The following is a 17,123-nucleotide window of genomic DNA, read 5'->3' as shown; positions in this document are numbered from 1 at the left end:
CCCTCGGTGTCAGGCAGCGCCGTGCGGCCCGAGTGCCGCCACCGCTGCCCGCGCGCCCTTCTCGACCAGGGAGATCCCGGCGTTCATGCCGGTGTTCCCGGATGAGAGCGTCGCCAGCAGGACATGGTGGCCGCCGACGGTGATGAGGCCGATGCTGTTGATGTCCCAGGTGCCGGTGGCACTGCGCGGCAGCCAGCCGTTCTTGAGCCCGGTCAGGGCCCCGCCCGCGGACACGCCCCACCGCTGGTCCTTCTCGACCTGCGCCATCAGGGAACGGACGTAGGTGCGGGATCCGGCACTCAGCGGTGAATGTCCTGCGCCGTACACCGCGGACAGCAGGGTCAGCTGGTCGTGCGCGGTGGTCTGGGTGAGCCCCCACAGTCCGCCGGCGCCTGCCGTGGTGTGGGTGAGGCCGAGGCGGTGGTTGGCGCGGGTGAGGCCCGCGGTGCCGCCGATGGCGTTCCAGAGCTGGTCCGTCGCCTTGTTGTCGCTTGATTTGATCATGTCCGAAGCGAGGGCCCGGTGGCCGGCGCTGAGGGCGTGCCCGGCGTCCTGGGCCTGGAGCAGCAGGGCGGCCAGCACGTCGACCTTCACGATGCTCGCGGTGTCGAAGGCGGGCTCCCCCGAGGTGCCGTAGCCGGCCCGGCGGCCGTCGGTGAGGTCGAGCGCGGCAACGGAGAGTGCGGCCTTGGACCCCTTGTGGAGGGTGATGGGCAACTCGTTCACGGACCCTGCCGGTTTCTCGGATGCGGCGGTCGCGGTGGCGGTCGACAGTGACGCGCGCACCGCCACGGCCGGTGCGGGGCGCGGTACCGCGGCTCCGGGGAGGTCGCTCGCGGGCACCACGGGCGAGGGCAGTACCGACGCGGGCCCCCGCTGGTACGGCGACGCCGGCAGCGTGCCGTGGGCGGCGGCCTGCCGGGGAACCGACGGCGACGGCGCCGGTCGCGCAGCCGCTCGGACGGGCCCGGGACCGTCGGCGGCGTCCGCCGCGTCGCCGCCGTCGGCCGCCGCCCAGCCCGCCATGAGCAGGGCGACGGCGGCGGACGTGTACAGCAGGGGACGCCGTCGCGCGGCGCCGTCCCCGAGCGAGGGCGGCCGGAACATACGAGTGAGCGTAAGAACCCGGACCGCAGAAAAACCACCCCTGTGCGTGAACGATAGATCACACGTTTGGATTCAGAAGTGACACTCCGGCCTGGCCAGGAGTGTCACTCAGAACGGTCCCATCCGAAGAACTGGCTGGTCAGCTCGTTGCGGAAGGTACCGGACGGATCGAGTCGCCCGGCCAGCGACCGGAAATCCTCAAAACGCGGATACAGCTCCCGCAGCCGCTCACCGCCCATGACGAACACCTTGCCCCAGTGGGGACGCACCGCGAACGGCGCGAGCACTTCCTCGATCGCGGCCAGCACGGGGGCCACCGCTTCCAGGTCCTTGATCCAGGTGAAGTGGAAGGCGACCGAGTCGCGGCCGTGCGCCGGGTCGAGCCAGAGATCGGTGGCGGCCACCGTGCGGATCTCGCCGATCTGGAGGACGGGGGCGATGCGGTCGGCGACCGTGCGCAGGGCCTCGTACGCGGCGAGGGCGTCCTGGCGCGCCACGAAGTACTCGCTCTGCAGCTCGTCCCCGTTGCTCGGCGTGAACTCGGGCCTGAAGTGCGGCAGCCGCTCGTGCCAGGGCCCGGACTCGCCGCCCTGCACCGTGCAGTGCACCGGGTCCATGCCGGGCACGGGGTGGCGCGCACCGTCGGCGAGGCGCGCCCCGAGCCAGCTCGCGGGGGCCGCGCCCTCGCCGCCCGCCGCGCCGGGCACCGGGTCCCCGGTGCGCTGCTTGAGCCACACCTGGTCGATCTCGTCGGCGCGCCAGCGGGTGAACAGACTGACGCTGTACGCCGCCGTGAGGATCTCGTCGAGCCGCTCGCGCAGCACCGCGCCCGGCAGCCCCTCGTACACCCACTGCCGCATCGCGAAGGCGGGCACCAGGTCAAGGGTCGCGCGGGTGACGATGCCCAGCGAGCCGAGGGAGACGACCGCGCCCGCGAAGTCCGCGTCGCCGCGTTCGAGGGTGAGCAGCGATCCGTCCGCGGTGACCAGTTCGAGGGCCCGCACGGCCGTGGCGAGCGAGCCGTTGCCGACGCCCGAGCCGTGGGTTCCGGTGGCGCATGCCCCCGCGAGGGAGATGTGCGGGAGTGATCCCAGGTTGTGCAGCGCGAGCCCCGCGCGGTGCAGCGCGTCGGTGAAGCCCGCGAACCGCAGGCCGCCGGAGACGGTGGCGGTACGGGCGTCGGGATCGATGTCCACGGTCGCGGGCAGGCCAGCGACGGACACCAGGTCCCCCGTGGTGTCGGCGAGCGCGTTGAAGGAGTGGCCACTGCCGAGGGCGCGCAGGCAGCCGCTCGCGGCCACCGTCTCCCGCAGTTCGTCGACCGTGGCGGGAGTATGCAGGTGTGCGGCGTGGAAGACGATGTTTCCGGCCCAGTTGGCGGTGATCCGGTCAGGTGTCGCTCCGGTCGTGCGGCGCACGGCTGTCTCCTTCGGCTGGCTTCGCCGAGTCGGCGGGCCGCCGCAGGCCCGGGCTCGAAACCGGCCGGCGGCGGCCCGCTTCGCCGACCGCACTGCGTCGGCGCTCGAACGTGATCGAATACGCGGGAACTGCGAGAACTCTGGCACGCCGGGTCAAGACCGCTGGAAGGCAGGTGGGTCCATGTCCGATCGACTGCCCGTCACGGGGCGGTGGGCCGTTCCCGGGCTCCTGCTCCTGACCTTCGCGACGGGGCTGGTGGACGCGTTCTGCTATCTCCAGCTGGGCCGGGCCTTCGTCGGCAACATGACGGGCAACGTGCTGCTGCTGGGTTTCTCCGTGGCGCCGGGCTCGGGTCTGTCGGTGGCCGGGCCGCTGGTGGCGATCGCCGCGTTCGTCACCGGTTCGCTGCTGGGCGGGCGGATCGGCCGGGCGGGGGCGGACACGGGGGCCGGCCGGCGGTGGCCCGGAGCGACGTTCGCCGGGGAGGCCGTCGTGTTCACGGCGCTCGCCGCGCTCCTCGGCTCGGGCCTGCTCGGGACCCGCGGTGTCCCCCGCTATGTGCTGATCGCGGTGCTCGCCGTCTGCCTCGGCACTCAGACCGCGGTCGTGCGGATCATGGGCGCACGTGATCTGACCACGACGGTCATCACCCAGGCGCTCGCCGGGTTCGCGGCGGGCAGCGCCGTCGGCCAGGGCACCGGGGCGAGCCAGCTGCGCAAGGCTGCGTCCGTGCTGACGATGCTCGCGGGCGCCATCGCGGGCGCACTGCTGCTGCGGGTGACGACGGCCGGCGTGGTGGGGCTCGCCGCCGCGCTCACCACCGTCGCGGCGGGCTGCTTCCTGCTGGGTCCGCCGCCCCGCACCCGAAACGAAAAAGAGGCGACCGGCGCTGCGGCGCGACCGTAGCCTCACCCCATGCCGATGATCGACGCGCCACTCGCCGAGGTGCTCGCAGGACACCACCCCCGTACCGCGGTGGAGGCCGTCGACCTGTCCAGGGCGCGCGCGCTCGCCGGGGCGGCCGCGGATCCCTGGCTGCGTTCCACGCCGCTGCACGCCACCGCGTCCGCACTGATCGTCCACCCGCCGACCGGTCGCGTGCTGTTGCGCGGTCATACCCGTGAACGGGCCTGGCCCCAGATGGGCGGGCACGGCGAGGCGGGTGAGAGCGCGCCGCTCGCGATCGCGCTGCGGGAGGCCCGGGAGGAGACCGGGCTGCGCGATCTCACGCCCTGGCCCGACGCCTCACTCCTCCAGGTCGCCGTGGTGCCCGTGGCGGCGCGCGTCGCCGGCGCGGCGCAGCGCGCCGAGCCCGCACACGAACACGCGGACCTGCGCTTCGTGTTCGCGACCGCCGAGCCCGAGGGCGTACGGGCCGAGAACGCGGACGCGCGACTGCGCTGGCTGACCCCCGCCGAGGCCCGCGCGCTCACCTCACAGCCCCACGTGCGCGACGCGCTGGGGCGGGTCGAACGGCTCCTGGCGACCCGAGGAGGCGGCGAGGACGGAGGCAGGGCATAACATCGGTGTCCGCCATGGGTATATCGATCGGGGAGTTCCTCGCGCTCGCCGCCGCGACCGCGCTCGTCGGCTTCTCGAAGACCGCCGTCAGCGGCGCCAACACGGTCTCGCTCGCCGTCTTCGCGGCCGTCCTTCCGGCGCGTGTGTCGACGGGCGTCCTGCTGCCGCTGCTCATCGTCGGGGACGTGATCGCGGTGCTGAGCTACCGCCGGCACGCCCACTGGCCCACCCTGCTGCGGCTGTTCCCGGCCGTTGCCGCGGGGGTCGTGGTCGGCACGGTGTTCCTGCTGTGGGCTGACGACACCGTGGTCCGGACCTCGATCGGGGCGATCCTGCTGCTGATGGCGGGCGTCACGATGTGGCGCCGCAGGACCGCCGCCCGGTCGCAGCCGGCGCAGGCGCGGGATCCGCGGAAGGCTCAGCCGGCGCAGGCGGCGGCAGCCGAGGCGGCGGAGGCGGGCGGAACGCCGAAGGCCCCGGAACCACGAGCGTCCCGGTCGTCACCGGCGTCACGCGAAACCGTGCAGCGTGCGGAGGCGGAGGCCGGCGCGGGGCCCGCCGCCGAACAGCGGGAGCCTCGTGGGGGCGTGGTCCGCGGGCGCAGCGAGGGCGTCAAGGGCGGTCGGCTCAGGGCGCGTTCCTACGGTGTGCTGGGCGGCTTCACGACGATGGTCGCCAACGCCGGCGGTCCGGTCATGTCGCTCTACCTGATCTCGGCCGGGTTCCGGAAGTGGCAGTTCCTGGGTACGGCGGCGTGGTTCTTCCTCATCGTCAACGTGACGAAGGTGCCCTTCAGCGCGGGCCTCGGACTGATCGACGCTCACTCGCTGCTGCTGGACGCCGCGCTGGTGCTGTTCGTCCTCCCGGGCGCGTACCTCGGCAGGATCTGCGCGGACCGGTTCAACCAGTCCCTCTTCGAGCGCCTCGTGATCGCCGCGACCGTGCTCGGCGGCGTGGAGCTGCTGGTGCGCTGAGCGGGTACCCGACCGCCGGGCCGACCGCCGGTACCTGGCAGAGTAGGGCGTCGGGACGACGTCGAGCCGGATGGAGTGAGCCGCATGGAGCAGGATCAGAAGGCGCCTTCGAACACGGTCGCGGGGGCGCCGTGCTGGGTGACCCTGCTCTCCCGCGACCTGTCGACGGCCCAGCGCTTCTACTCCGACGTACTGGGCTGGACCTACCGGGACACCAGCCTCGGCGACGGCTTCTGTGTCGCGCTCTCCCATGGCTCCCCCGTCGCGGGCATCGGCGGTCTGGCGTCGTCGTTGCAGGTCGCCGCCACCTGGACGCCGTACTTCGCGGTCAGCGACGTGGACGTGGCAGCCTCCCGGATCCGGGAGCGCGGTGCGACGGTCGCCGTCGGTCCGCTCGCTTTCCACACCGGCCGCGCGGCGCTCGCCACCGACCCGGACGGCGCGGCCTTCGGGATCTGGGAGGGCGCCGTACGGTCCGACTGGACGGTGGGGAAGGGCTCGGCGCCCGCGTGGCTGGAGCTGCGCACCCGCGACGCGGCCCACGCCACCCGTTTCTACGACGAGGTGCTCGGCTGGTCCAAGGACGAGGGCAGTGCGCTGTCGCCGGCGTACGAGGACGGGGACGCGGTGCTGCGGCAGGACGGGCGGACGGTGGCCAGGATCGGCGGTGGAGCCGTTCCCGCCTCCGCCGACCCCGGGGCGAGACCGCGCTGGCGGGTGTACTTCCGGGTGCCGGACGTCGCCGAGTCGGTCGCCGCGGCCATCGCGGCCGGCGGCGCGCTGGTGCCACCGGCCACCGAGGGTGCGCAGGAGCGCGACGCTACGCTGCGTGACCCGGACGGCGCGCTGTTCACGGTGACACGCGCCTGACCCGGGCGGCGGCTGCCACGGCTCTTGGACGCCCGGCCCCGGGTCCGGCGTCCCCTTCGTGTCACGGGCGCGAACGACACGGCCCGTCACGCGAACGCCAGGGCCCGGTACGGCAGCGGCGGGGCACATGACGGCACGGAAAGCATGTCACCGGCCGGGAGACACTCCACCCGCACCGAACTCTCCGGGCCCGCGGAACACACCGCGCCGGTGCGCCACCCGGATCAGCCCGGCCACACCGCACTTCGCCTCGCGGTGCGGGTCCGCCCGGGGCCGGGCACCGGACGGTCCGGGGGAACTCTCCCCCAGGTCAGATGGGGCGGACCGGCCCCATGCCCTCGACCTCGAAGGCCACACCGTCGTCGTAACACCACCACCAGCCCTCACCGGGCTCGTAGCTGCGGATCAGCGGATGTCCTGTCGCGTTGTGGTGCGCGGTGGCGTGCTTGTTCTTGGAGGAGTCGCAGCAGCCCACGTGCCCGCAGTTCTGGCACTCCCGCAGGTGCACCCAGGAATCGCCGATCGCCACGCAGTCGGGGCAGGTGTCGTCGCTGTCCGCGCTCACCGGTTCCACGTCCGCGAGATGGCTGCAGATCGTCATCTGCGCCGCGAGTCCTTCGTTCTCCGCCATGGTGCGGTCCGCCCGTCCGATCTGTCCGGTCACGTCGCGTAGTCGTTCGCACCTCAACCGTACGACCGTGCGGAGCGTATCGCCAGCAGGACGGGCCGGGGCCGCGATCCGGCGGGAGCGGCCCGTGTGTCTTGACAGCGGAATCACAGCGGAGAACCTTGGGCACAGGGCACCGGGGGGTGCCCGTACGGGGGAGCGGGGGGCATCACGATGGCTGTCACGCGTGCGCACGAGCAGAACCGGAACGGCACGGGCGGGTACACGGGGGCGGGCACCGGCCGCGGCTTCGGCGCGGGCGGCGGCACCCGAGGGGGCGGCCGTCGCGGCGCGACGGCCCTCGGAGTCCTGTCGGCCGGCGTGGTGTGCGCGCTGGCCATCCCCCTCGCGGCCTGCGACGGGGGCGGCGGGCACGACGACGCGGACGGCGGGAGCCCGGCGCCCGTCTCCTCCCCCGTACCCAGCCCGACGCCGACGGTCTCGGCGGCGCGGTACGACGCGACGCTGGCGACCACACTCGCACCGCTCGACAAGGCACTGCGCGCCGTCGACCGCGCGAAGGAGGACAGCGCCCTCCGGCGCGCGCTGACCGCGGCCTCCGCCGCCTCGGCCACCGCGGCCGAGTCGGTCAGCGCCGCGTCGACGCCCGACGACGCGGTGGCCGGGAACACGCAGCTGGCTCAGTCGCTGCGCGACCTCGGGGACGGCCTGACCGGCGCGCGCGGCGACGGCGGACGGTGTGCGACCTCGCCCCGGGTCGAGATGGGCACGGGCGACTATCTCGGGTCGGTCACGGACGCGCGCACGGCGCTGACCGCGCTCGGCTACAAGGTGCCGCTCACGCTGCCGAGAACGGAGAAGGCCCTGCACCGCAGGCTCGCCAACGGCCATTTCGTCAAGGACTCCCGCCGCTCCGGCCTCGGCCGGCTCACCATCGACAACAACACCGCAAGCGACGCCGTCATCTCGGTGAACAAGGGGTCGTCCGTCTCCTTCATGATCTACGTGCGAGGGCACGGCAAGACGACGGTGGGGGGCGTCAGGAACGGCTCGTACACGGTCTACTTCACGACCGGCAGCGACTGGAACGCGGGCAGGACGTCGTTCACGCGGGACTGCCAGTTCCAGAAGTTCGACGACAAGGCGTCGTTCCACACCCGGTCCGTGAGCGGTGGGACGCAGTACGACGTGCTCACGTTCTCGCTGGCCCTTACGGCGTTCGGCAACGCCACGGCGAGCGATGTGCCGCCGGACAAGTTCCCCTCCTGAGAGGCGGAACGGCGCCGTCCTGCCGCACGCCCCGCGCGCTGGGCCCGGGCGGGAGTGCGGGACGTCCGGGCAGACGCGCGGGTACGTCACGGCGGCGGGACACGGCGGGCGCGGCGGACATCGGAGGTATGACGGACCTGTGAGCAAGGCGGCCTCGGAGTTCGGGCCGGGTGCGGGCAGGTCATAGACTCGCTGACTGTGCGCTTCACAGTGTTGGGACCGGTCAGGGCATGGCGCGGCGGGACGGAACTCGAACTGGGTCCGCCGAAGCAGCGTGCCCTGCTCGCGCTGCTGCTGACCCAGGCGGGTCATCCGGTCGCCGTGCACGAGATCCTCGACGTGCTCTGGGGCCAGAACCCGCCGGACAGCGCCGTGAACGTCGTCCACCGGCATGTGGGCGCACTGCGCAGGCTGCTGGAGCCGGAGCTGCCCGCGCGGGGTACGTCCCGGTGCCTGGTACGCGGTTCCGGCGGGTACCGGCTGGAGGTCGAGCCGCAGTCGCTGGACCTGCTGAGGTTTCGCGCGATGCGCGCCGAGGCGGAGCGTCTCGCGCGCGACGGGGAGCCGGGCAAGGCGACGGAGCTGCTGATCGAGGCCCTCGGGCTGTGGCGGGGGCCCACCGCCTCGGGGATCGCGTCGCAGGCCCGGTCCCATCCGGTGTTCACGGCCGTGGACCGTGAGCACCTGTTCGCGCTCAAGGAGGCGTCGGAGTGCGCACTCGCCGCCGGCCCCGGGGTTCCCGAGCGGGTGCTGATCACGCTGAAGCAGGCCGCGGCGCACCACCCGCTCGACGAGGTGCTCCAGGCGCGGCTGATGCTCGTGCTGGCAGCGACCGGTCACCAGGCCGAGGCGCTGGAGGTCCACCGCACGGTCCGCACCCGGCTCGCGGACGACCTCGGCCTCGACCCCGGCCCGGAGTTGCGCGCCGCGCAGCAGCAGGTGCTGCGGCAGACCGTGGCCCCCGCACCGGCCGCGCCCGCGCAGGCCGCCCGTGAACCCGGGGCCCACGCGCCGCCTGCCCCCGAACAGCCGGGCGCTCCGGACGCCGTGGGCCCCCACGCGGCGGACACCGGAACGTGTGCGGATACCGGTACGGGCACCGCAGATCAGCTGACGGGCCCGGCCGCGGACAACGCGACGCAGGCGCCCGCGCACGGCGACGAGAGGCCGGACACCCGGGTACGCCCCGCGCAACTCCCCCCGGATCTGGCCGTGTTCAGTGGCCGCCGGGCCGAACTCGAACGCTCCAGGTCGCTGCTGCCCGAGGACGCCGGGCAGCCCAACGCGGTCGTGATCAGCGCGATCGGCGGTATGGCCGGGGTCGGCAAGACCACACTGGCCGTGCACTGGGCGCACGAGATAGCCGACCGCTTCCCCGACGGTCAGCTCTACGTCAACCTGCGCGGGTTCCACCCGGCGGGCGCGGCCATGACCCCGGGCGAGGCGCTCCTGTCCTTCCTGGAGGCGTTCGGTGTGCCCGCGCAGCGGGTGCCCTCCGGGCTCGACGCGCAGACGGCGCTGTACCGGAGCCTGCTCGCGGACCGGCGGGTGCTGGTCGTGCTGGACAACGCCCGCGACTCGGAGCACATACGGCCGCTGCTGCCGGGGGCTCCCGGCTGCCTCGCGATCGTCACCTCCCGCAACCAGCTGCACGGACTGATCGCAGGCGACGGTGCGAGGTCGCTGGCACTGAACCTCCCGACCGAGGCGGACGCGCGGGAGCTGCTGAGCAGGCGGCTCGGCCCCGACCGGGTGACGCTGGAGCCGCGCGCGGTGGACGAGATCATCGCGTTGTGCGGACGGCTGCCGCTCGCGCTCGCCATCGTGAGCGCGCGGGCCGCCGTCAACCCCGGGTTCTCGCTGGCCTCCATCGCCGCCGAACTGCGGGAGTACCACGGCAGTCTGGACGCGTTCGCGGGCGGGGAACCACTGGCGGACGCACGCTGCGTCTTCTCATGGTCGTACCGGACCCTGTCCCCCGCCGCGGCACGGCTGTTCCGGCTGGTGTCCCAGCACCCGGGCCCCGACATCTCGGTGCAGGCCGCCGCGAGCCTGGCCGCGCATACGGTGCGCGAGGTGCGCCCGCTGCTCGCGGAGCTCGTTCGTGCCCATCTCATGTCCGAGGCCGTGCCGGGCAGGTTCTGCGCGCACGAACTCGTGCGGGCGTACGCGAGTGAACTCGGCCGGGAGCTGGAGTCCCCGGACCACCTCGCCGCGGCGAGCCGCCGGGTCTACGACCACTACCTGCACAGCGCCCACGCCGCTGACCGGCTGCTGTCACCGCACCGCGAACGGGTCGCGCTGGAACGCCCGTTGCCGGGAGCCGGGCCGGCCGTGTTCACCGACCAGCACGCGGCGGCCCAGTGGCTGGACGCGGAACGGCCCGTACTGCTCGCGGCGGTGGAGCAGGCCGCACGGCGGGGCAGGGCCGCGTACTGCTGGCGTCTCGCGTCGACGCTGGAGAGGTATCTGGACCGCAACGGCCGGTGGCAGGAGCAGAATTCCGCGCAGACGGCGGCGGCGGTGACGGCGCAGCGGCTCGGTGACGTCCGCGGCCAGGCCTACGCGCACCGCGCGCTCGGGCTCGTCGCGTGCAGGCTGGGCCGGGCCGACGAGTCGCGCGAACACCTCCTGCGCTCACTGGAGTTGTTCGGTGAGACGGATGACACCGCTGGACAGGGGCGCACCCACCGGCATCTCGCGTTCCTGGCAAACACACTGGGCCGGCACGTCGACGCACTCGACCACTACCGGCTGGCGTGCGCGCTCTACCGCACGACGGGGCTGCGCAGCGGCGAGGCGAGCACACTCAACGAGGTCGGCTGGACGTACATCCTGCTGGCCGAGTACGAGGAGGCGCTCGACGCCTGCCGCCGCTCACTCGCCTCCCATCAGCTCCTCGGCGACCGCAACGGTGAGGCCGCCGCCTGGGACAGCCTGGGATACGCACACCATCACCTGGGTGAGTACCAGCAGGCGCTGGCGTGCTTCGGGTACGCGCTCGACGTGTACCGGGAGATCCGCGACAGCTACCTGGAGGCCGACACACTGGTGCACATCGGCGACACGCACGAGGCGTCGGGCCAGGCGCAGCGCGCCGCGCTCGCATGGCGGCAGGCGCTGGAGATCCTGGAGGCCATCGGCCATCCGGAGGCGGGACAAATCCGTGACAAAGTGCGGAACTTCGAGGTGAACGCCACACCATCGCGTCTTCGTATATAGGGGTGGAGGCACCGCCCAGGGGCGGCTGCCAGGCAAACCCCCGGAACAGGAATACGATGACGAAGAAATCCCGCACCGCTCTGCTGCTGGGCGCCGCGGTCACCACGCTGATCACCGTCTCGGCCTGCGGGTCCGGCACGAGCGGTGCGAAGTCCGCGCAGGCCGCCGCGAGTCCGGCCGCCTCCGTGGTGGCGGGTGCGGCGTCGGTGGCGCCGTCGCCCTCCGCCGCGGCTGCCGACCAGCTCGCGGTGCGGGACGATCCGCAGCTGAAGTCGGTGGTGGCGGACGGCAGGGGCATGACCCTCTACGTGTTCGACAAGGACACCACACCGGGCACGTCCGCCTGTACGGGCGACTGCGCCACGCTGTGGCCGCCGGTCCCCGCGGACAACGTCACCGTGTCCCAGGGGCTCAACCAGGACCTGCTCGGCTCGCTCACCCGCACGGACGGGACCAAGCAGCTCACCCTCGCCGGCAAACCGCTGTACTACTACGCGAAGGACACCAAGCCCGGTGACACCAAGGGCCAGGGTGTGGGTGGCGTGTGGTATGCCTCGGCTCCCGACGGCTGGAAGGCGGGCGTGACCCGCCCGGCACTCGGTGTGCTCGACGACCCCAAGCTGGGCAAGGTCCTCCAGGACAAGGACGGCAGGACGCTCTACCTGTTCACGAAGGACCACCCCTGGCCGATGAAGACGGCCTGCGGTGCGGACTGTCTGGCGCAGTGGACTCCGACCGCCGTGGTGGGCGCCGCCGACGCGAAGGCCGCCGGTCTGCCGGAGAAGGCGCTCTTCACGTTCACCACACCGAACGGCACCCGTCAGGAGTCGTTCAACTGCTGGCCCGGATACACCTTCAAGGCCGACACGATGCCCGGTCAGACGAACGGCCAGAACGTCGCGGGCGTCTGGTTCGCCGTCAAGCAGGACATCACCGCCATTGACCGGGGGAAGACGATCCCCGCGGCCAAGGGCGACGGCTCGTCCACCGCGCAGGACGGTGCCGGCAGCACCAGCGGCACCGGCACGAGCACTCCCGCCGCGGGCAGCGGCACCGGTTACTGAGCACCGGTCATCGTCACCCGCCGGGGCTGGAACGCCCCGGCGGGTGGCCGCTGTGCCCCGGAGGCCCGGGCCCGCTGAGGCAGCGGCGCCCCCGCCGGGGTGCCCAGTGCCGTACCGACCAGCCGGAACTCAGAATTCCGTCACTGGTTCGGCACCGGCCCCTCTCTACGCTCGACTCCTCGGAACACTGTGTCCGCCTGCCCCGCCGCCGGGAGCCGGATACCGCTCCCAGCGCGTGGCACGAGCACCGCCTCCCCCCAGGAAACAGAGAAATGACAATGATCGCCGCTCCTGACGCATCCTCCAAGGCACGCCAGGAACAGCTCCTGCACGTCCTCATGTCCGACCACACCAAGGCGCTGCTCTCCTACGCGGAGCGACTGCTGAGCGACCGCCACCTCGCGGAGGACATCGTCCAGGAGACCCTCATCCGCGCCTGGCACCACACGGAACGGCTGTACAGCACGGAGGGATCCGTCCGGGGCTGGCTGCTGACCGTGACCCGCAACCTGGTCATCGACCGGCTGCGCAGCGCCGCCTCGCGCTACGAGACCGTCGGCGCGGACAACCAGGACGTCACGCAGCGCGACCACGCCGACGCGGTCCTCGCCTCGGTGGAGGCGGTCGGGCTGCTGCGGCAACTGTCCGCCGAACACCGCGAGGTGCTGGTGCACACCTACCTCTGCGGCAGGACCGTGCAGGAGACGGCCGGCATCCTCGGTGTGCCGGTGGGCACGGTCAAGTCGCGGCAGCACTACGCCCTGGGCAACCTGCGGGCACGCGGCAGGCACTGACCCCGGCCCCACCCGCACGGCCTTCGGGTCGCGCACGGCCCTCGGGCCGCCGCGCCGGCGGAGAATCCCCGGACGCCCGCCGCCGCCCGTGCGGGCGGCGCACCTCCCGGGCCCCCGTACCGGCCGAAGGACCCGGCTCCTGCCTCCCGGGCCACCGCCCGCGCCGCAGGACCTGACGCAATGACCCGGGACAGGCGGACACACCGCTGACCCCCGAGGCCCGCATGCCCCACCGGCCTCACGCGGGCACGGTCAGCCGCACACCCAGCACCGGGATGTCCACCCCGCCGTCCGCGTCGGTGTGCCACCGCCAGTGCGCGCCCTCGGCCTCGCCGCAGACGAGACCCGTCCAGCCGGCACCGCCGGGGCCGCACAGCGACTCCAGCTCGGCCGCCTCACGGGCGGTGGGGGTGCCCGCCATGACCACCACGCCGCGCACCGGCCGCCGTGCCGCCGCCGCCCGCAGTGCCGCGGTGGGCGCCGCAAGCGGACCACCGCGGCCCTCCTCCACCCGGGTGCGCTGTTCCAGGCCCTCCGGCACCTCGATGGGCGGCGCTCCGTCGGTCCCTCGCAGCACCGTCACGGGGGTGCCGGGCCGGCTGCGGGCGATCTCACCCAGCACCGTGCGTACGACGTCGCGGGCCACGGCGTGCTCACCGGTCACGGAGAGGACGCCGTCGAGCCTGCTGAGGTCGACGAAGACCTGCTCGCCCTCGTCGTCCGAGCCCACCCGTACGAGGCAGGGGGCGTCGCCGGACGCCTGGGCCGCCGTGGTGCGGGCGGGGCCCGCACCGAACGGGGCGGAGCCGCCGGCGGAGCGCCGCCAGCGGGTCTCGTCCACCTTGCGCCAGGGGTCGGGAACGCTCTCCGTGGGGGTCACCCACACCGTCACCCCGCGGCTGTCCACCCGCAGGGCGTGGATCGGCGCCGCCGGCTGCCGCGCCGCGGCGCCGAACTCGTCGAGGGTGCCGTAGGCACGCCGTACGGACTCCGTGTCGGCGGCGAAGCGTTCGGCGAGCGCCCGGCGCGCCTGAAGGCGCCGCCTGCGCCGGGCCGGGTCACCGAGCCTGCGCACCGCGCGGCCCAACCCGTATGACATACGCCCGATCTGACGGCGTCCCAGGATGGCCGCCGTGACCAGGGCGGCCAGTACGGCACCGGCCGCTCCGAGAGCCGCGGGCAGAGGAAGTGTCAGGTACTCCGGCTTCGCCACGGTGGGCGGCTGCCCGCCGGCGGTGTCCTGCTCTGCCGCCGCGGGGGGCGTGGCGGCTCCGCTCCGGCCCCCCTGCCCCGAACCGGCCTGCGCTCCCGTGTCCTTGGCCAACTGCACGTCGGGGCCGCTCGCGTCCTGGGGCAGCCGCAGGATCCAGCCCGGGTGCAGCTGGTCCGTCACGGTGTTGAGCGCGCCGCCGTCCGGCTGGGCGAGTCCCTTGTTGAGCTGGAGGATCTCGCCGGCCCTCGCCGCGTCGCCGAGCGTGGACGCGGCGATCGACGGGAGGTCGGCGAGCGGTTCCCCGCTCTGCGCCGGGTCCTTCACCACGAACACCTTGACGAGGTCACCGCCGTCGGCCGCCCCGGCGGGGGAACCGACGCCGAACACCGCGACGAGGCCGAGCAGTACGACAGACAGGGCCCGCAGTGCGGTGCGTCCCCGGCGGTGTGCGGCAGCGGCCGTGAGCCGCCCGCGGACACCTTCCCGGGCACCGGCGTCATTCCTCATGCTCTCCCACTCACATCACATCACTCCGGACATCCCGCTCCGGCGTCGCGCGGGGGTCCCGGCGCATCTCTTCCTCCCACACGTACGAGAGCACCGCCCGGTTCGACGAAAGAAGACCGGGTTCCGCTGAACACTGCCGGGACCCACTCCGTGTAAGAGGGCGATACGCGCTCGACGGCACAGCACTCGATCGGGAGACTCCATGGCGGACGCCGGCACACCCATCGGTACTCGACGTCACACCAGTGGCTTCGACATCGTGGGGCAGGGCAGCGACCCGACGCCCGGGGACGTCGACGAGATGGGCCGGCTGGAGGCGCGCTACCGCGAGATCGGTGACAACGCGGGGGTCGCGCTGACCCTGACCAAGAAGGGCGGCGACCTCAGCCAGGGCAAGGGCTCGACGATGGACAGCCTCAACAAGGCCATCGGCAACCTGCCCGACAAGCTGCAGCGCACCGTCGATTCGTACGAGGCCGCCGCCGACGCCTTCAAGGCGTACGCCCCGGTCCTGAAGCAGGCTCAGGACCAGGTCGACCAGGCGATGGACCAGGCGCTCCAGGTGTCGGGCGCGGCCGGAGCGAGTGTGGCCCCGCTGCCGCAGGACGCCACCGACGACCAGAAGACGCAGAACAAGCAGCAGCAGGACGCCAAGGACGCCGCGCAGGGCAAGCTGAGCGCGGCCCGGCAGATGGCGGCGGACGCGAAGTCGCTGCGGGACGACGCCGCCTCGAAGTACGCGCAGCAGATCGACGAGGCCGCGAGCGACGCGATCCCGGAGCGGAACATCTTCCAGAAGATCGCCGACTTCTTCAAGAAGTTCCCGTTCGTCCAGATCATCCTGGCGGCGCTGGTGGCGATCGTGTCGGTGGTCTTCCCGGTCGCGGGGGCGCTGCTGGCCGCGGGGTTGTTCGTCTTCAACCAAGTCGTGGCCATCGGGAGCGGCAACTTCAAGCTGGGTGACTTCCTGGCGGGACTGGTGTCGATCGTCCCGATCGGTGCCGCCATCGGTGCCGCGGGCCGCGGCCTCGCGACGGGCGCCGAGACGCTGGGCGGTTTCGCCGGCAAGCTGGCCGGTGTGGCCGACAAGGTCGGCGGCTCGATCACCAACGTCGGAAACACCATCAAGAACGCGAAGACGGTGCAGGGGATCATCAACAACCCGGCCGTCAACAGCTCCATCGGCAAGGGTGTGGTCACCACCATCGGCAAGTTCGGCGAGGGTGCCGTCACCGAGGTCGGTGTGAAGGCAGCGAACGGCGAACAGATCACTCCGGCGGGGGTCCTCGCGGGCGCCGCTGCGGGCGGGCTTGCCGCCGGCGGCCTCGCCGGCATCAAGTCGGCGGGCGGCCTCGGCAACATCATCAAGGGCAAGGGCACTCTCACGCCCGTCAAGGGCCCCCAGACGGAAGTCCCCTCCACGATCGGGAGCCGGGCGAAGGAGTCGGCGGGCGAACTGGCTCCCGAAGTCGCCTCGATCGGCGCCAAGGTCGGTGTCTCGGCTGCGACCGGTGAGGACCCGCTGGCCACCCTCAACGACGAGGGCCGCAACCTGATCCCCAAGACGGGCTCCCACGGCACCAAGATCGCCTCGGGAAAGCTCGACGGCCTGTTCCAGCCGAAGACGTCCGGCCCGTCCTCGTCCTCCTCCGCTTCGGGCGCGTCCTCCACCCCCTCGTCCCCGACGCCGGGCCACGCGAACACCGACCCCGCCGACGTACCGCTGCCGCCCTCGCCGACCTCACCCACGTCGCCGGCCTCCGGGCACGCGAACACCGACCCGGCGGACATCCCGCTGCCGACCTCTCCCACGTCGCCGACCTCCGGCCACGCGAACACCGACCCGGCCGACATCCCGCTGCCGCCCTCCCCCACCGTCGGCGGCCGGCCCACGCCGGCGCCGCTGACCATCCCCACGAAGACGTCGGCCTCGCCGGACAGCCCGACCGCGCCGACCACACCGACCGCGCCCGCCACACCGTTCTCCTCGCCCACCACCCCGTCGGCGGGCGGCGGCGGTACGGGCGAGGACAGCTCGGCCGGTGTGAACCCGGCCGACGTCCCGCTGCCGCCGTCCCCCACCGGCTGACGGCCGCACCGGCCACCGCGCCCCCGACAGACTTCCGCCCCTGACCTGGGGCGGAGAGCACAGAGAACCCGGCAAGGAGCCATGACATGCCCGACTACAAGGTCAACTCGGACGAGACCGCCTCCACCTCGCAGGCGCTGCTCAACGACTTCTCCCAACTGACGGACAAGCTGAACGAGGTCAAGGGCAAGATCCAGCAGCTGCTCTCCAACGGCTACACCACGCCGGCCGCGCAGCAGAAGTTCTCCCCCTTCTTCGACGAGTTCGCCAAGGGCTTCGACCAGGTGAACCAGTCGCTCCAGGGCATCGGGCAGTACGTCAAGTCCGTCGGTGAGGCCTTCTCCCAGACCGACGACCAGCTCGGCTCGAAGATCGGCGGCTGATACGACGCCGCGCCGGCGCCCTCGGGGCACCAGCGCCCCCGCCCTTCCCCACCACCGAGAGAG

Annotated in this window: 14 protein-coding genes; 10 read left to right on the top strand and 4 right to left on the bottom strand. The window is 72.9% G+C overall.

The features are described from left to right. Window positions 1–9 precede the first annotated feature (9 nt). Both OG310_RS32575 and OG310_RS32570 read right to left on the bottom strand, forming a co-directional pair. Window positions 10–1,107, bottom strand: coding sequence for a serine hydrolase (locus OG310_RS32575; protein ID WP_329459431.1), 1,098 nt, complete (start codon window positions 1,105–1,107; stop codon window positions 10–12). A gap of 104 nt (window positions 1,108–1,211) precedes the next feature. Further along, window positions 1,212–2,525 (bottom strand): D-arabinono-1,4-lactone oxidase, encoded by a 1,314-nt coding sequence (locus OG310_RS32570; RefSeq protein ID WP_329459430.1) that lies wholly within the window; start codon window positions 2,523–2,525, stop codon window positions 1,212–1,214. Window positions 2,526–2,706: 181 nt separating this feature from the next. Here OG310_RS32570 and OG310_RS32565 point away from each other — a divergent pair, with 181 nt between their 5' ends. From OG310_RS32565 to OG310_RS32550, 4 genes are all read left to right on the top strand, one after another. Further along, complete coding sequence (locus tag OG310_RS32565; RefSeq protein WP_329459429.1) at window positions 2,707–3,432, top strand: YoaK family protein; 726 nt, start codon at window positions 2,707–2,709, stop codon at window positions 3,430–3,432. A gap of 9 nt (window positions 3,433–3,441) precedes the next feature. Then, on the top strand, window positions 3,442–4,047 hold the full coding sequence (locus OG310_RS32560; RefSeq protein ID WP_329459428.1) for an NUDIX domain-containing protein: 606 nt from the start codon (window positions 3,442–3,444) through the stop codon (window positions 4,045–4,047). A gap of 14 nt (window positions 4,048–4,061) precedes the next feature. Further along, window positions 4,062–5,021, top strand: coding sequence for a sulfite exporter TauE/SafE family protein (locus OG310_RS32555; protein ID WP_329459427.1), 960 nt, complete (start codon window positions 4,062–4,064; stop codon window positions 5,019–5,021). A gap of 84 nt (window positions 5,022–5,105) precedes the next feature. Further along, on the top strand, window positions 5,106–5,891 hold the full coding sequence (locus tag OG310_RS32550) for a VOC family protein (RefSeq protein ID WP_329459426.1): 786 nt from the start codon (window positions 5,106–5,108) through the stop codon (window positions 5,889–5,891). Between the two features lie 310 nt (window positions 5,892–6,201). Here OG310_RS32550 and OG310_RS32545 read toward each other — a convergent pair whose 3' ends face one another. Continuing rightward, window positions 6,202–6,492 carry a UBP-type zinc finger domain-containing protein gene (locus tag OG310_RS32545; RefSeq protein WP_329460491.1) on the bottom strand — a complete coding sequence of 97 codons (291 nt, stop codon included), beginning with the start codon at window positions 6,490–6,492 and terminating at the stop codon, window positions 6,202–6,204. Between the two features lie 240 nt (window positions 6,493–6,732). Between OG310_RS32545 and OG310_RS32540 the strand changes: the two genes are divergently transcribed. The 4 genes from OG310_RS32540 to OG310_RS32525 all read left to right on the top strand — a co-directional run bounded on the left by OG310_RS32540 (window position 6,733) and on the right by OG310_RS32525 (window position 12,868). Further along, window positions 6,733–7,788, top strand: coding sequence for a hypothetical protein (locus tag OG310_RS32540; protein WP_329459425.1), 1,056 nt, complete (start codon window positions 6,733–6,735; stop codon window positions 7,786–7,788). Between the two features lie 198 nt (window positions 7,789–7,986). Beyond that, on the top strand, window positions 7,987–11,010 hold the full coding sequence (locus tag OG310_RS32535; protein ID WP_329459424.1) for an AfsR/SARP family transcriptional regulator: 3,024 nt from the start codon (window positions 7,987–7,989) through the stop codon (window positions 11,008–11,010). 56 nt (window positions 11,011–11,066) lie between these two features. Then, complete coding sequence (locus OG310_RS32530; RefSeq protein WP_329459423.1) at window positions 11,067–12,074, top strand: SCO0930 family lipoprotein; 1,008 nt, start codon at window positions 11,067–11,069, stop codon at window positions 12,072–12,074. Window positions 12,075–12,346: 272 nt separating this feature from the next. Beyond that, the gene (locus tag OG310_RS32525; RefSeq protein WP_329459422.1) at window positions 12,347–12,868 is read left to right on the top strand and encodes a sigma-70 family RNA polymerase sigma factor; all 522 of its coding nucleotides are present in this window, start codon (window positions 12,347–12,349) and stop codon (window positions 12,866–12,868) included. A gap of 238 nt (window positions 12,869–13,106) precedes the next feature. Here OG310_RS32525 and OG310_RS32520 read toward each other — a convergent pair whose 3' ends face one another. Then, on the bottom strand, window positions 13,107–14,588 hold the full coding sequence (locus tag OG310_RS32520; protein ID WP_329459421.1) for a hypothetical protein: 1,482 nt from the start codon (window positions 14,586–14,588) through the stop codon (window positions 13,107–13,109). Window positions 14,589–14,790: 202 nt separating this feature from the next. Between OG310_RS32520 and OG310_RS32515 the strand changes: the two genes are divergently transcribed. Next, window positions 14,791–16,677: a putative T7SS-secreted protein gene (locus OG310_RS32515; protein ID WP_329459420.1), complete on the top strand. Its 1,887-nt coding sequence runs from the start codon at window positions 14,791–14,793 to the stop codon at window positions 16,675–16,677. A gap of 86 nt (window positions 16,678–16,763) precedes the next feature. Next, a complete protein-coding gene (locus OG310_RS32510; protein WP_329459419.1) occupies window positions 16,764–17,060 on the top strand; it encodes a WXG100 family type VII secretion target in 297 nt (98 codons plus the stop codon). Window positions 17,061–17,123 lie beyond the last annotated feature (63 nt).

This window comes from Streptomyces sp. NBC_01497 (assembly GCF_036250695.1).
GTDB lineage: Bacteria > Actinomycetota > Actinomycetes > Streptomycetales > Streptomycetaceae > Streptomyces.
This window is presented reverse-complemented; position numbering and strand designations above follow the sequence as displayed.

Coding starts and splice junctions, on each gene's coding strand:
- OG310_RS32575 (WP_329459431.1), bottom strand. CDS start 1,107: ATGTTCCGGCCGCCCTCGCTCGGGGACGGCGCCGCGCGACGGCGTCCC.
- OG310_RS32565 (WP_329459429.1), top strand. CDS start 2,707: ATGTCCGATCGACTGCCCGTCACGGGGCGGTGGGCCGTTCCCGGGCTC.
- OG310_RS32560 (WP_329459428.1), top strand. CDS start 3,442: ATGCCGATGATCGACGCGCCACTCGCCGAGGTGCTCGCAGGACACCAC.
- OG310_RS32555 (WP_329459427.1), top strand. CDS start 4,062: ATGGGTATATCGATCGGGGAGTTCCTCGCGCTCGCCGCCGCGACCGCG.
- OG310_RS32550 (WP_329459426.1), top strand. CDS start 5,106: ATGGAGCAGGATCAGAAGGCGCCTTCGAACACGGTCGCGGGGGCGCCG.
- OG310_RS32545 (WP_329460491.1), bottom strand. CDS start 6,492: ATGACGATCTGCAGCCATCTCGCGGACGTGGAACCGGTGAGCGCGGAC.
- OG310_RS32540 (WP_329459425.1), top strand. CDS start 6,733: ATGGCTGTCACGCGTGCGCACGAGCAGAACCGGAACGGCACGGGCGGG.
- OG310_RS32530 (WP_329459423.1), top strand. CDS start 11,067: ATGACGAAGAAATCCCGCACCGCTCTGCTGCTGGGCGCCGCGGTCACC.
- OG310_RS32525 (WP_329459422.1), top strand. CDS start 12,347: ATGACAATGATCGCCGCTCCTGACGCATCCTCCAAGGCACGCCAGGAA.
- OG310_RS32520 (WP_329459421.1), bottom strand. CDS start 14,588: ATGAGGAATGACGCCGGTGCCCGGGAAGGTGTCCGCGGGCGGCTCACG.
- OG310_RS32515 (WP_329459420.1), top strand. CDS start 14,791: ATGGCGGACGCCGGCACACCCATCGGTACTCGACGTCACACCAGTGGC.
- OG310_RS32510 (WP_329459419.1), top strand. CDS start 16,764: ATGCCCGACTACAAGGTCAACTCGGACGAGACCGCCTCCACCTCGCAG.